Annotated in this window: 11 protein-coding genes and 5 pseudogenes; 5 read left to right on the top strand and 11 right to left on the bottom strand. The window is 38.0% G+C overall.

The features are described from left to right. Positions 1-12: 12 nt before the first annotated feature. The 4 pseudogenes from DACSA_RS22155 to DACSA_RS22170 form a co-directional block, all read right to left on the bottom strand. Positions 13-1,305, bottom strand: a pseudogene (locus tag DACSA_RS22155) (LAGLIDADG family homing endonuclease); the annotation flags it as partial. A gap of 18 nt (positions 1,306-1,323) precedes the next feature. Beyond that, positions 1,324-1,518: pseudogene (locus DACSA_RS23065) on the bottom strand (GDP-mannose 4,6-dehydratase); the annotation flags it as partial. A gap of 87 nt (positions 1,519-1,605) precedes the next feature. Beyond that, a pseudogene (locus tag DACSA_RS22720) lies at positions 1,606-2,211 on the bottom strand (LAGLIDADG family homing endonuclease); the annotation flags it as partial. 194 nt (positions 2,212-2,405) lie between these two features. Further along, positions 2,406-2,841 (bottom strand): annotated as a pseudogene (locus tag DACSA_RS22170) (GDP-mannose 4,6-dehydratase); the annotation flags it as partial. Between the two features lie 186 nt (positions 2,842-3,027). Here DACSA_RS22170 and DACSA_RS11225 point away from each other — a divergent pair. Continuing rightward, on the top strand, positions 3,028-3,966 hold the full coding sequence (locus DACSA_RS11225) for a DUF4351 domain-containing protein (protein ID WP_015229868.1): 939 nt from the start codon (positions 3,028-3,030) through the stop codon (positions 3,964-3,966). A 142-nt stretch (positions 3,967-4,108) separates the two neighbouring features. Here DACSA_RS11225 and DACSA_RS11230 read toward each other — a convergent pair whose 3' ends face one another. From DACSA_RS11230 to DACSA_RS11250, 6 genes and pseudogenes are all read right to left on the bottom strand, one after another. Next, positions 4,109-5,314, bottom strand: a complete 1,206-nt coding sequence (locus tag DACSA_RS11230; protein WP_015229869.1) for an acetate/propionate family kinase — start codon at positions 5,312-5,314, stop codon at positions 4,109-4,111. A 140-nt stretch (positions 5,315-5,454) separates the two neighbouring features. Next, positions 5,455-6,453, bottom strand: coding sequence for an IS630 family transposase (locus tag DACSA_RS11235; RefSeq protein ID WP_015227921.1), 999 nt, complete (start codon positions 6,451-6,453; stop codon positions 5,455-5,457). Positions 6,454-6,563: 110 nt separating this feature from the next. Next, a complete protein-coding gene (locus DACSA_RS11240; protein ID WP_015229871.1) occupies positions 6,564-7,544 on the bottom strand; it encodes a DNA adenine methylase in 981 nt (326 codons plus the stop codon). Between the two features lie 289 nt (positions 7,545-7,833). Then, positions 7,834-7,938 (bottom strand): annotated as a pseudogene (locus tag DACSA_RS22880) (NAD(P)-dependent oxidoreductase); the annotation flags it as partial. Continuing rightward, positions 7,914-8,096 carry a hypothetical protein gene (locus tag DACSA_RS11245; protein ID WP_041235459.1) on the bottom strand — a complete coding sequence of 61 codons (183 nt, stop codon included), beginning with the start codon at positions 8,094-8,096 and terminating at the stop codon, positions 7,914-7,916. The gene DACSA_RS11245 and the pseudogene DACSA_RS22880, both read right to left, overlap by 25 nt. 121 nt (positions 8,097-8,217) lie before the next feature. After that, positions 8,218-8,781 carry a Uma2 family endonuclease gene (locus DACSA_RS11250; RefSeq protein WP_015229872.1) on the bottom strand — a complete coding sequence of 188 codons (564 nt, stop codon included), beginning with the start codon at positions 8,779-8,781 and terminating at the stop codon, positions 8,218-8,220. Between the two features lie 152 nt (positions 8,782-8,933). Between DACSA_RS11250 and DACSA_RS20690 the strand changes: the two genes are divergently transcribed. Further along, complete coding sequence (locus DACSA_RS20690; protein WP_156800768.1) at positions 8,934-9,134, top strand: hypothetical protein; 201 nt, start codon at positions 8,934-8,936, stop codon at positions 9,132-9,134. Positions 9,135-9,768: 634 nt separating this feature from the next. Here DACSA_RS20690 and DACSA_RS11255 read toward each other — a convergent pair. Further along, positions 9,769-10,749 (bottom strand): Gfo/Idh/MocA family protein, encoded by a 981-nt coding sequence (locus tag DACSA_RS11255; protein WP_015229873.1) that lies wholly within the window; start codon positions 10,747-10,749, stop codon positions 9,769-9,771. A 64-nt stretch (positions 10,750-10,813) separates the two neighbouring features. On the opposite strand from DACSA_RS11255, the gene DACSA_RS11260 reads away from it, so the two are divergent. The 3 genes from DACSA_RS11260 (at position 10,814) to DACSA_RS11270 (ending at position 13,745) form a co-directional block, all read left to right on the top strand. Continuing rightward, positions 10,814-11,248, top strand: coding sequence for a SufE family protein (locus DACSA_RS11260; RefSeq protein WP_015229874.1), 435 nt, complete (start codon positions 10,814-10,816; stop codon positions 11,246-11,248). A 98-nt stretch (positions 11,249-11,346) separates the two neighbouring features. After that, positions 11,347-12,552 (top strand): mechanosensitive ion channel family protein, encoded by a 1,206-nt coding sequence (locus tag DACSA_RS11265; protein WP_015229875.1) that lies wholly within the window; start codon positions 11,347-11,349, stop codon positions 12,550-12,552. 26 nt (positions 12,553-12,578) lie between these two features. Beyond that, a complete protein-coding gene (locus DACSA_RS11270; RefSeq protein ID WP_015229876.1) occupies positions 12,579-13,745 on the top strand; it encodes a mechanosensitive ion channel family protein in 1,167 nt (388 codons plus the stop codon). The last annotated feature ends 23 nt before the right edge of the window (positions 13,746-13,768 follow it).

The raw sequence follows: 13,768 nt of genomic DNA on the forward strand, positions 1-13,768 counted from the left end.
ATAAGTTCCGCCAATAAAGTTTTCATACTCAGGAACAGAAAAGTCATAGACATAATCATCAATTTCAAATTCTTCGATTTGTTTGACGATTCCCCAAGCAAGATTTCCGATCGTTTTTGCTTGTAAAGTCTGTTTGGTGTTTGCTAGATCAAGTAAAGAATATTGATCTAAACCTTGTACAGTCAAACGATAGGATTTGTATTGTTTAGTATCTCCTTTTTTAACCGTCGTATAAAATTCAGAAACACTCCCCAAAATACCAAACTTAGCTAAGATGAGAACCAATTTTTCAATAATTTGCTGACTGGAACTATTAAAAACTAATCTGAATCCAGTTGTTTTAGCATCATGGTTGCCATCTCCTTCCCAAAAACCTTGTAAAAAGTGAACTAATTGTGATTTAGGAAGTTGTAAAATCCAATTGGGAATATCTTTCTGGGTACTCAGTTTGTTGCCAAATTCAAAGGTATTAATGACTAAATCGACAATCAGTTTCGATCGAATCTTAACCTCTGGCGATCGGTTTCCTGTTTTATCCCATTGAATTTTAGCTTCTACGCCAAACAACTGATCAGTAATTTCGATTAATTTTTCTAGATATTTGACATTAGAACTAAAAATCAGTTGGTAATCTTTAGCGACTAAACAGCCTTCAGCCAAATAAAATCCTAAGAACCACAGTAAACTGGAAGTATCTTCCAGATAATTATTAATGGCTTTTACCGAATAAGGAGGAACCAGCTTCTCTTTTTCGGTAAATTGTAAATCCAGATCATTCCAAAGTTCTAAAGGGAGTTTATTTGCAGTTTCATACCGTTTAATTTTGACATAAAATTGTCGCGGTGCAATCCCTTTTTTTGATAAGTATTGTCGAATCTGTTGCGGGAACTGTTCGAGGATAGAAATTACTCGATCGCTAATTACACCAATTCCTGATTTTTGAGTAAGTTTATCACTTAAATAAAACGGTTCTAATGGTTGTTCTAAAAACGGGATAGAATGAGGAACAGCGATCGGATTTCCGAGTTTTAAATCTTTGCCAAACACCGCTTTCGGATTACCGTTTTCATCCCGTGTAAACAGGCTATGATCTGCGGTAACTTTCACCTGTTTTCCCCAAGTTGTGGTGATTTTATAGCCTTTTTTAGTGACTTTGTGTTTCCAAATTGCGGAAATCGGTTTAATGACTAAGTTTGAATTTTGATCAAAACAGGGAACAGAAACATCAGAAATATCTTGATGAATGCGATCGTAACATTCAGCAAAACTTTCGTAGTACAGTTGATTTCCCTTGTAGTAAATCACCTTTTGATCACCAGTTAAACTGTTAAAAATTCGTGCGACTCGAATATCAACCCCATTGTCGCGGTGATAGTCAAACGCTAAGGTTTCCGCAATGCGCTTCCCTTCATCGTAGCAATTGCCACACAGGGCAACTTTACCATTGCGACGGACAAAAATCACATGATTTGTCACATTGACACAATAGACATTTCCCGTGTAACTTACTTTTTCTGGAGGAGTCAGGGCTGCCTCGATCGGGTTGCGGATATTGACACAGTAGAGATCGCGGTTATATTTAGCATGAGACGAAATATTAGCAGCAAAACCGCAGCGCAATGCTAATTCTTGCACATCATCGGCAAGCTGTTTAGACTTGCTGTAATAGCAGTAACCTTCTCCCCGTTTTGAACCGTCTCCCAATACTAGCGCATCCAGTAGAATTCGAGACTGACGAGGAGATAAACTGAAAAATTCGCGAGGAATATATTTATCTCCAGACTTTCCGAGGGGTAACAGGATATTTGCCAACTGTTTAGAACAAATCCGAAACTGATGATGATCGGATTGGAAGAATTTAAAGCCCATTTTTTGCAAGCATTGGGCGATTATTTCTCGTTTTTCGGGATTTTCTTGGGCAATCAGGATATTATAATCTGCTACCTCATAATTGCGACCATTAACAACCCGATCGCGTTGACGAATATGAACACATCCTTCTGAAATATAATAACCGAGAAATTCCAACCAAGTATCCATAGCCACTTGGGTAGCATTCACTTTTGCATTACGTGGGGGTGATTCTAGAGTAAACCATTCCTGTTCTTTCCCGCTAAATGTTCCACCTGTCAAAACTTTCCAAGAATGCCAATGTCGAGACTCATCTGCTTGCAGAAATCTTAACTTTCCAGTTTTGCTGCGGACATACATTTGATGATTAGGAGTGACACAGAAATCATATTTCCCATTAGCAAACCGCAGCAGATGTCCCACATAAGGCTGTACAATGTATTCGTCAGGGACATGGTATTCTACCTGATTTTCAGGATTCAGCGTCGCCACAGGAACATCAGGAGATAATTCAGGAAAAGGAGTCCAACCCTTAGCGGTTAAAATTTCCGTTTCTGCATCGTAGCAGCTACGGATTCCAATACAATTGACATTACCGCGATATTCTTCTGGTTGGGGATGAACATCAGGATCGCCATAAACTTCGGAGGTGGAAGCCAGCAAAAACCGTGCTTTTACCCGTTTCGCTAATCCCAGCATATGTAGGGTTCCCATGACATTGGTTTTAACCGTCTTGACGGGATTAAACTGATAATGAACGGGAGAAGCGGGACAAGCCAGATGATAAACTTGATCCACTTCTAAACGGATCGGTTCGGTGATATCGTGACGGATAGCTTCAAAATGCGGATTGTTCAGCCAACGTTTGATGTTGTCTTTTCGTCCCGTGTAGAAGTTATCGAGACAGATGACTTCATGTCCTTCTGACATTAATCGATCGATGAGGTGAGACCCAATGAATCCCGCACCTCCTGTTACTAAAATTCTCATATTGTCCGTCAAACTACAATAAATTTAAGTTTATAGTATCCTTGAATGGTCAAAATGTCTAGGCTTTACGCGATCAAGAATTTGTTTCCCTAGTATTTGTTCCCATAACTGACTATCAATGATCAAATCACCGCGCGATCGGATTCCCTTCACCGTTGGTAAAGGCGCTACAATTAAATCCAAAAAATGGGAAATCAAGACGCGATCGATCACGATCGTCTATTCAAAGAATTAATATCAACCTTTTTTCTCGAATTTCTAGAACTGTTCTTTCCGCAAGTTTTAGACGATCTCGAACCCGAATCAGTCAGCTTTCGGGATAAAGAAGTCTTTACCGATGTGACAAGGGGAGAACGTTACGAAACCGACTTATTAGCAGAAGTTCAATTTCGAGGAGAAGACTCTTATTTTCTCATTCATCTGGAAAACCAAGCCTCATCGGAAAGTGACTTTAATAAAAGAATGTTCCGCTACTTTGCGCGGTTACATGAAAAGTTCAACTTACCGATTTATCCCATTGTCATTTTCTCTTATGACCAACCGCAAAAACAAGCGATTAATTATTACCAAGTTGAATTTCCTGATTTCCAAGTCTTACAATTTAATTATCGGGTGATCCAGTTGAACCGCTTAAACTGGCGAGACTTTCTGAATCAAGCCAACCCAGTCGCTTGTGCGTTAATGGCAAAAATGAAAATCGCACCCGTAGAACGTCCGCGAGTCAAATTAGAATGTCTGCGCTTATTAACTACTTTACGCTTAGACCCAGCACGAATGCAACTCATTTCTGGGTTTGTTGATACTTATTTACGTCTCAATACTCAAGAGTTAGAAGTTTTTAATCAAGAGTTTGAACAACTGGAATCAAATACAGTTAAGGAGGAAATTATGGAAATTACAACTAGCTGGAAGGAAGAAGGAAAACGGGAAGGAAAACAGGAAGGAAAACAGGAAGGAAAACAGGAATTAATCCTTAGTTTACTGAGTTATCGTCTGGGAAATTTATCATCAGAAACGCAAGCAGAAATCATGGGCTTAAATAGTTCTCAGTTAGAGGAGTTAGGGGTGGCAATGTTTACTTTAGAAAATGAGGAAAGTTTAAAGCGTTGGTTAGCTGATTCTTGATCGAGAAAGTAACTTCTTTATCAATTTTGTATCGGGATCAAACAGTATAGGAAGATAATCCAATACTAGGTTTAGGTAATTGCTTATAATTGGTGTTGGGTTTCGTAAACTCCACCCAACCTACTTTTGATCATTGATTGATCTATGCGATTTGCGACACGGTTTGAGCGATCGCGCTATCTTCGTCAGTATGAATTACTAAAACCCTTACCTGAGAATTATTGCTGGCGATATCTTCGTTTTTCGGGGAATTCTTATTTTTCTCAACATCAAGATCAACACCAAGATACCCTAACCGTTGACAGGTTTCTTGACGCACAATTGCCGAATTTTCCCCGACACCAGCGGTAAAAACGATCGCGTCTAATCCTTCCAAACTTGCTACCATTGCGCCAATTTGACGACAAAGATGATGGATATAAGTCTCAAAAGCAAGTTTCGCTCGATCGTTGTTTTCCATCTCGGTAGTAATTGATCGCATATCTGCGGAGATTCCAGAAAGCCCTTTTAATCCCGATTCCTTGTTGAGCATAACATCAACTTGATCGAGGGTTAAGTCTTTTTCTCGTAACAGATGAATCACAATGCCAGGGTCGATCGAACCGCATCGGGTTCCCATCATTAACCCTTCGAGAGGAGTAAATCCCATTGTGGTGTCGATACTGTGTCCATTTTTAATCGCGGCTAAAGATGCGCCATTTCCTAAATGACAGGTGACTAATTTTAAGTTTGCTAAGTCTTGATTCAGGAGTTTTGCGGTTTTTTCAGCACAGTATTGATGACTAATTCCATGAAACCCGTAGCGACAAATTCCTTGTTCATACCATTGATAAGGAAGAGGATAAATGGCGGATGTCGTGGGAATTTTGCTATGAAAAGCAGTATCAAAAACGGCGACTTGTGGAGTTTCTGGTAACAATTTTTCCATCAGTTTAATCCCTTCTAGATTCGCTGGGTTATGATTAGGGGCAAGAGGAATTAACTGCTCGATCGTGCGTTTTACATCTTCTGTAATCCAAGTGGGTTGCTGATAAGTTCTCCCCCCATGAACAATTCGATGTCCGACGAAATCAACTTCTGCTAAAGTTTCTAAAACCGCCGTATCCCCTTCGCAGAGAGTTTCAAAACAACGTTTCATTACTGCTAATTGATCATTCGTTGCTTGCGTTTCTTCTACAACTAAACCATTACTTTCTACTTTTAAGTTTGCCATTCCTTCCTGTTTTGTCCAATCAATACTTGCTGACCATAATTCGGTACTGATATGTTGCGATCGAGCATCATCAGGAATATAATAGAGGCAACTTTTCTGACTACTTGAACCCGCATTTAAAACTAAGATTTTCATAATTAACAACTATCATTTATTTTTCTAGTAAGAATAAAAACTCTCGGTTAGGCTTTTCTGCATCCTGTAACCATTGGTTTGTCCATTTCATGCTGGACATAACATTTTTTTGATAATCTAACTCGATAATATCTAAGCACCTATGCAAAATGAATTGCATACTCAGCTCCAAAATTATCCAACACTTTTTCTAGGTATTTAATAAGATTCTTCCAACTGTCGTAAGCTGAAACTTCAATCCACTCATATTTGATAAATCTCCAGAGAATTTCGATTAAGTTATATTTAGGAGAATAAGGGGGTAACCAGAAAATTTCCAATTTTTTTGCTCTCCATTCTTCCAGTTTTTCTACAAATTCATCGCTCGTGTGAATTGATGCTTGATCGAGAACTACTACGGTAACTTTCGTTAAGTTTTCACTAATTTTATCTAAAAACTTAATAACGGTATCACTTTTAATTGTCCCTTGATATATTTCGTAATCTAAATGATAATCACAATCCATTAACCCCAAGACACTTATTCTCTTACTTTGACAGCTTTTCAAAGTTATTCTTTCTCCTTTCTCCTGCCACGCATAGGGAACATCAGGCTTGAGAGAAAATCCACTTTCATCTAAGTATTTGATTGCAATATCTCCTTTTTGAGCTTGCTTTTTTAATTCTTCCAACCGAGGTAGTTTTACCTCTAATTCCCATTCATATGGGCTTTTACTGATTCCTCTCTTCATCCTTTTCCAGAGCATATTCAACTTCTTTATAATTCTTTTTATCGTATCTTTACTAATCTCAATCCCCCATTCTTTTTGAATTTTATTTTGAACTTGATTGAGAGACTTTGGATTTTCCTTTACCCAAGTTTTGACTTGTTCTTTTTGCTCTTGACTTAATTTGGGTTTTCTCCCCACACCTTTTTGATTATATAGGCCCTTAAGATTTTGATCTTCCCATCGCGTTAACCAGTTATATATGGTTTTTCGATCGACGTTAAAGATTACCTTTAACTGGTCAATTGTAAATTTCTGGGAACTCAACAAAATACATTTAGCCCGATTTCTTACTTGAAGGGATTTACTTTGACAACTAATTCTTGTAAGAAGGCTCTGTGTTTCTGGATTTAAGTCTCTAATAAATCTCATAATTTTCGATCGAGGCAACCCCAATTTGCTAAAATGCACTAAGCGCAATCTATTTTACTTGGTCTCTTTAATCCTACATAAATTATACTATATTAGGAAATTCATTTTGCCTAACTGCTTAAAATTTTGCCATTACTTTGTAACATTTCGTTTAATTCCGCCGCCGTTGCTCGACCACCAGAGCTATAAGATAGGATAACCCAATGAACAGGGATTTTCTGTATCAATTTTTCGATCGCTTCCACCACTAAAAAACGTCCTTCTTCATTGCGCCGAAAATCCTCAAACACCGATCCAGACAATTGATCTGATGTATCGAGACGGCGTTTTGCTTTGCCAAAGAGTTGGGGTTGATCAAATAAACAAATTGTCTTCCATAAGTGATAATAGGAGGCATAACGAACCCGAGAGGGAGGCATTTTTTCGTTGTTTGATCCATAGGGAGGATCAAGATAGGCTAAATCAGCAGATAAATGAGGGATTAAGTCAAAGATATCACAGCAAAAGACTTGATGTTCTACTTCTGAAATAAACAGATTGGGGAGTTTTAATTGTAGGGAATTATAGGAACGTGGCGACCATTTTTTGAGATAGGAAACAAAATGCCCGATCGTATTATCGACGCGATCGAGCGCTAAAATCAAGCTAGTTAAAGCAACAGCTTTCTCCACTGGTTGAAGCTGTAAGTTTTCTATTTCTTTACGAATCGCATCGAGTTTTCTGGTATTATGAATTTGCCAGGGCTTTTTATATCCATCCTTTTGGATCGCGCAACCTTGATTTGCTTCTCCACCATAATTTTGAGTAAACCAGCCGTCGATCGGTGTTAAATTATTAAGATGATCAATCAATTCTTGATAAGTAGTGGGTTGTTGTTGATTAAGAAGATAACATTGCGCGAATACTTTTGACCAAATTGCAACATCATTACTAATCACTTGATAGCCTAATTTCGCAAATGCTTGTGAGACTCTCGTTGTTCCAGAAAAGCCATCTAATATGGTATGAGCATTAACTTTTTTTGCTAACATAATAATATGGGGGAGTAATTTGAATTTCGATCCTGCATATTTAATTCCCTGTGTTTCCATTTTCTATTACTTGAATCCTAGTCGTAATCGTAGGTTGGGTGAAGCATAAGCGTAACCCAACTTTTTACAGTGATCAGTGATCAGTGATCAGTGATCAGTGATCAGTAAGCAGTGAATTAATAATCAATCAATCTTTCACTTTTACTTACTAATTAAGTTTGAGAACTACTGGTAACTGGTCACTGCTTAACTGCTAACTGTTTGATGTTGGGTTTCGTGTTCTCCACCCAACCTACATTCTAGGTTACTAAATTGTTACAGTCATTTTTGGTTTCAATTTCACTGAAGTTTTATTTTTCAACCCATCAATCACCGCTTGAGTATCAATTAAGCCACCGCGACTGGTATTAATCAACATTACTCCTGGTTTCATTTTCGCGATCGAATCTTGATTACGGCTAAAGTTTCTTGATCAACTTGGTCATTAACAAAGATACAAACTGCTTCTGAATCTTTCGCTAAAAGTGCGATTTTTGTTTCTAAATGAGGTTCTAAAAACGTTAACTCATGGTAATAGGATTCATTCGCTATTTCAAAAAAAGCGACGGTCATAAGGTTTACTTCCAAACAGTGCAACTTTCATATTTCTCCCGATGATCTTCAGTGATAATTTAATTGTTCGATCGACGCGATCGCTTTAAACTTAAACCTCTTTTAAGAAAGCAGAGTAAAACTAATTCTCAAACTGTAACCAATTAAATAAATTATCGGGAGTTAAATCGAAGTTAATTCCTCTTAAAATAGGAAGAATTGTTTGTCCTCTAAATAACTGAATGCGTTGGTCACTAAACACAACTAAAACCGTTTCTTCTTCTGGATCAATTAACCAGCCTAACTCAGTTCCCTGTTGTGAACAATGAAGCAGATTATCTAAAACTTTAGTCTGATTTTGATGCGGTGATAAAATCTCAATTGACCAATCGGGAAAAGTCTCAATCCGATTAGCAATTTTTCGAGAAGGGGTTAAGGGAATTCTCTCCCAACGAAAAACTACGAGATCAGGAACAATCGATCGCCCTCCAAACGTACAACGTAACTCTGGAAAACTATAAGCAATTTTATCAGGAGTTGCCGCTTGATTAATGCTTTGACATAGCTTTCCTTGTAATAAACTATGTTCTCCTTGTGGCATTGGTTTCTGTCTAATTTCCCCGTTAATATATTCGCAAGCGGGTTTCGTTTCAGGACGATTTAAAAATTGTTCTAAAGTTAATGATTGCGCGATCGAGTTTCTCATAATTTCCCTCCTTTCAAAAAAATAAAACAACCCTGTGTGGAGGTTAGGGATGATGCTTGATTCAACATGAGAATCCATTCGCATACCATATTTTCTTGATTTCACCCACTGCTTTTCCTTATGGTTAGTCTTCGTTCATTTTTGAAAATCTAATGCTCGATCGACGCTTGTCAATACGGGGAGGGGGATATGAGAAACGATTTTCCTTGCTTTCAGGGGCGTTTTCTAAAATTGGCAACACTTCCCATTGTATAAGGATATTTTATCAGGAAACTCGATCGAGCGCAACCCCTGAAAAAAAAATTTTGCTTTTAATGGCTTCTCTGGGTGTGGGAGTTGGAGATGATGTTTAATTCAACTTAAAATCTGCTTGCATACCATATTTTTAGAATTTTGCCTACGGTTAATGATTTTTTTGTCGTCAGCTTAATCTAACTTAATGTTCATTTCTACCCCTAAGAAGAGAAGAGGAAATCGCAAGCAATAAACGAAACCATAGGGATTTGATGGCAATAATTTTTAACATTGGCACTACTTCCCATCATGGTACGGTCATTTTATAACGGAACACGCCATTTGGCAAGATCAACGCCCTGAAATGGCGAAAATTCGTAAAATGTTAAGAATGATGTAGCAAAGGAATAAATAGTGCCTCCTGAAAAAGTCCATTGGTTGGTTTAGTAAGGCAAAAGGCAAAAGGCAAGAGGCAAGAGGGTTGATTGATCGGTATGAGTTTAAGGTTTTGATGCAAGGTGCGTGACGATTGAACAATCAATGAACTTGCATTTTTACTCATATCTTAATCGTATCAAATCGTTATTTGGTAAAACTTTCAGCTTCCCAACAGCAAACCCTAAATAACAATTAATCGTCAAAAAAATCTAGCAACATCTCTCCCCATTTCCCCAGAGCGGAGTTGATTTCATTCATAATAAAACCACCCTGCCTTTCAAAGAGGGAGAGAATTATAGGAGGGCGATCGTTTCTTTAATTGTCAATAAATATTGTTTTCTCCGTTTCTGCTGCCACTCTTGCTGCTTCTGCGATTCTAGTGGCATAATAACTCGATTCGGGTTTGACATATAGCGGTTTTTGTTCCGTCAAATAATCTAAAACATAAGTCGTATCTTTGGCAAATAAGCCACGCCGACTTCCCACCTCGATCGAAGTTTCTTCCTCACCGCGCAATAATTTTCCCTCACTTCCTTCAAAAACTAATATTCCTTTTTCCCCTTGTAATTCAAAGCGACGATCGGGCTGCGAAAAGACTTCTCCTTTCCCATAAATTACATCAGCAAGCAAACCATTCTCAAAGCGTAATTGAGCATTATTCAAGCAAGCAAAATACTGATCTGAGTTTTCTCTTTCCCAGTAGCGACTATGGCAATTAACGGTTGTTACTTTGCCAAATAAATCAGTAAACCGATGGAAACGAGATAACGCACCACTGAACGGAAACCCAAATAATTGTTTGTTATACGTCCATTTTTTCGGTGCGGGATTTTGAGGATTGATGGTACTATAACGGGCATAAAAAACGTTGCCAATTTCAGGAAGCCATTGACGAATTGCGTTGTGCAATCCCCCTAAAAGTTCGATGTGTTCTACATGAAGGAGGAGATTTTTCTGTTTAGCTAAATTAATTAAATATCGAGCTTTTTCTGGATTTAAAGCAAGAGGATATTCAACCACAACGTGCTTCCCCGCTTCTAACGCCGCTTGAGCTAAATTACTATGTTCCGAGTTAATATTGCAGATGACAATCAGATTAATTTCAGAAGCCGCAATGAGGTTTTCTGTAGAGTCATACTTGCTGATCGAATGAGATTCACAGAAGGATTTTAAGCTGTCTAGACTATGCCCAGAAACACCGATCACTTCCGCGCGATCGTCCGCTGTCAATGCTTCAGCGCGTCGTTGGGCTACGAAACCTGTGCCAATAATACCAATCCGAATCAATTTTGTCATAAGTGTTAGAGGATGTAATTGTTAAAATGAGGGAAGTTTGAAGCGTAAATAGAAAATTAAACGGATGTCTGCTAATACTTTACCTCCCAAGTTAGATAAGATTGTACAACGTTTTAAACGTCGTAGCGATCCCAAACAAAAATATCAACAGTTACTTTGGTATGCTAAAAAACTGGAAGCAATGCCAGAAGAGGCAAAAAATCCAGAGAATAAAGTCTCTGGTTGCGTTTCTCAAGTGTATATTACAGCAAGTTTAGAAGACGGGAAGGTGCATTATTTAGGCGATTCTGATGCCCAATTAGTTAAGGGGTTAGTCGCTTTTTTAATTGATGGTTTGAATGATTTACCCCCAGAAGAAATTTTAAATGTCTCTCCTGATTTTATTGAAGAAACAGGTTTAAAAGTGAGCTTAACTCCTTCTCGCGCCAACGGGTTTTATAATATCTTCCAAACCATGAAAAAGAAAGCATTAGGATTTAATGTGGCTCAACAAAGCTAAGTATTTATTGGTGGTGCTGAATCAAAGATTGTACTGTATAATAGGCTCGAATTCGTTTATAACTTGTAACTATAGGCTGAGTCATTACTGTGTTTAGCATGACCAATAACTCTCATTCTTTCCTTTTACCTTCCCTGTTTTCCGAGGTTGATCCCTCTTCTTTGGAGGATGCAGAATCAATACTAAATTTGGTTGATCAAATGGATCGATTGATTTCTGAGGAGTCCATATCGATCGATCCACTTTATCTGGCTTTAGGGGGATTGACAATTTTAATTATCACCCTAATTTTTGTCATTCCCAGTCTTCTGCGCTTTCTTGCTTCCCGTTTTCTCCCGTTGGAATTACGAGAAGCCTATCAACAGATTTTTGTTCCTTATCAACGTTGGATTATCCTCTCGATCGGGTTTTCGGTTATAGACATAATCCTGTTATTAAACCCAGATAAACCCACTTGGTTATACATTAGTGAGTTTTTCTTAGGAGGGGCGATCGCGATTAATATTTGTCTTCTCGCTTTCACTCTTTTTGATCAATTTTTTGGCGGTTATCTCCTCGATTTAGCTTTAAGAAGTCGCAACAATGTTAACAGTGAATTGTTAGCATTTATCAAATTTGTTGCCAATGCGTTGATTATTCTCATTGTTATTTTTATCTTTGCCGAATCCCATCGTCTCAGCGTTACTGGCTTGATTGCGAGTGTTGGTGTTGGCGGTTTAGCGATCGCGTTTGCGTCTCAAAAAGTTCTCGAACAAGTATTATGGACAATTCTACTTTATGTCGATCGCCCGTTTGTGGTTGATGACTATATTCACCTCCAAGATGGAACATTTGGTCGTGTCGAAGGAATCGGCTGGCGATCGAGCAAAATTCGCCTTTCTGGTAAAGGAACATTAGTGGTAATTCCGAATAGTATGCTAACCCAAATGTCCGTTGAAAACCTTTCTGGGGCGCAGAAAATTATTACCCTGCTTAATATCTTATTCGATCGAGGAATTCCCGAACAAGAAAAGGCGTTAGTGCGTCAAATTATTCTTGATAGTACCAGAGATATTTATGGCATTGATCATCGTTTAACCGAAGTTAAATTTGAGGAAGTAGGAAACAGTAGTAATGGAACATCAGGAAAAGTGAAAGCGCAAGTCACCTTCTTTATCCTTGGTTCTGGTTCTCTCGCTTTAGAAATTCGGACCCAATTATTAGAAGCTGCGCGACGCAATATCAGCAAACGCTTAAAAGATTATGGAATTGGTTTCAGTATTGATGAAAAACCAATCAACATTGATTCTCCCATGAATATTTAGTCCCAATTAAATGAAGTTTGCCAACCATGAACCAATTATTTGCCTTTGAACCCCTTGAATTTATTTCTGATAACTGGATGTTCTGGGAGAATTGGAAACTCGACCAAGAATTTCTCATTCTACTGGGAACTCGATTAGGAATATTGCTTGTTCTCATTATTTTAGCTTCCCTTATTAGTCGAATTATCCCTTCTATACTATTGTGGTTTACAGCGCGATCTTTACCCCCAGAAAAATTCCAGCAATATAAGTCTTTTAGTGACCCATTTCGTCCTGCTTTTGTTACTACTCTAACTCTAATTCTTGTTAATATTAGTATCAATATTCTGCAACCTTACCGCAGTTTTTTTGAAGTGATTAATTTTATTGCTGACTTTGCTGTTGCGGTTAGTGCCGCTTGGTTAGTTTCCAAAGTGGCAAAGCAGGTAATTCGCACCTATGGAGTTAGTTTAATTAAATTAGTGAGTCAAGATGTTAATGATTTAATCCTAATTTTTGAAAATACAATCAATGTCATTATTGGTTTTTTTACCGTCCTTATCTTTGCACAAAGCAAAAACTTTGATTTAGTTGCACTCTTGACAGGTTTAGGAATTGGTGGGATTGCGGTTGCTTTTGCCGCCCAAGAAGCCTTATCTCAAATTCTCGCCACAGTGGTCATTTATCTCGATCGTCCTTATCTTCCAGGGGAGTATGTTCGTATTAATTTCGTTGTTCCTCAAGAGGATGTTTATGGCAGAATTGAATCCATTGGACTGCGTTCGACAAAACTAAGAATTACAGTTAGTAACACTCTCTTAATTGTTCCTAACTCTTTGATGGTAACAAAAGACATTGAAAACATCTCACGGGGCAAAAAAGTGATGGTGTTATTCTTCTTAGATTTCGCCAATGTTTTAAGCCAGTCCGAACGAGCATTAGTAGAACAAGCGATTAAAGATAGTGTAAATAAAGAACTCTTTGGTCTTGATCCAGGTAGTACAAAAGTTCTGCTTTTTGAACCAGAAAATAAATCAGGAACACAAGCACGAATTAGTTTATTTGTAATGGGGTCTAATGAAGAATCTATGATTATCCGTAAACGATTATTAGAAATTGCCAACAAGTCAATTACAGAAAAACTGCAAGCTCAAGGTTTGCAATTTAATTTTTCTGAACCAACAATTTATGTGGATTCTCCCGTTACTCTCTAGAAGAACTGACCCCAGATTAACGA

It is taken from the genome of Dactylococcopsis salina PCC 8305 (assembly GCF_000317615.1).
Classification (GTDB): Bacteria; Cyanobacteriota; Cyanobacteriia; order Cyanobacteriales; family Rubidibacteraceae; genus Halothece; species Halothece salina.

What these genes read in the sequence shown, in the direction of transcription:
- DACSA_RS11225 (WP_015229868.1), top strand. Translation starts at nt 3,028, where the DNA reads ATGGGAAATCAAGACGCGATCGATCACGATCGTCTATTCAAAGAATTA.
- DACSA_RS11230 (WP_015229869.1), bottom strand. Translation starts at nt 5,314, where the DNA reads ATGAAAATCTTAGTTTTAAATGCGGGTTCAAGTAGTCAGAAAAGTTGC.
- DACSA_RS11235 (WP_015227921.1), bottom strand. Translation starts at nt 6,453, where the DNA reads ATGAGATTTATTAGAGACTTAAATCCAGAAACACAGAGCCTTCTTACA.
- DACSA_RS11240 (WP_015229871.1), bottom strand. Translation starts at nt 7,544, where the DNA reads ATGGAAACACAGGGAATTAAATATGCAGGATCGAAATTCAAATTACTC.
- DACSA_RS11245 (WP_041235459.1), bottom strand. Translation starts at nt 8,096, where the DNA reads ATGACCGTCGCTTTTTTTGAAATAGCGAATGAATCCTATTACCATGAG.
- DACSA_RS11250 (WP_015229872.1), bottom strand. Translation starts at nt 8,781, where the DNA reads ATGAGAAACTCGATCGCGCAATCATTAACTTTAGAACAATTTTTAAAT.
- DACSA_RS20690 (WP_156800768.1), top strand. Translation starts at nt 8,934, where the DNA reads ATGCTCGATCGACGCTTGTCAATACGGGGAGGGGGATATGAGAAACGA.
- DACSA_RS11255 (WP_015229873.1), bottom strand. Translation starts at nt 10,749, where the DNA reads ATGACAAAATTGATTCGGATTGGTATTATTGGCACAGGTTTCGTAGCC.
- DACSA_RS11260 (WP_015229874.1), top strand. Translation starts at nt 10,814, where the DNA reads ATGTCTGCTAATACTTTACCTCCCAAGTTAGATAAGATTGTACAACGT.
- DACSA_RS11265 (WP_015229875.1), top strand. Translation starts at nt 11,347, where the DNA reads ATGACCAATAACTCTCATTCTTTCCTTTTACCTTCCCTGTTTTCCGAG.
- DACSA_RS11270 (WP_015229876.1), top strand. Translation starts at nt 12,579, where the DNA reads ATGAACCAATTATTTGCCTTTGAACCCCTTGAATTTATTTCTGATAAC.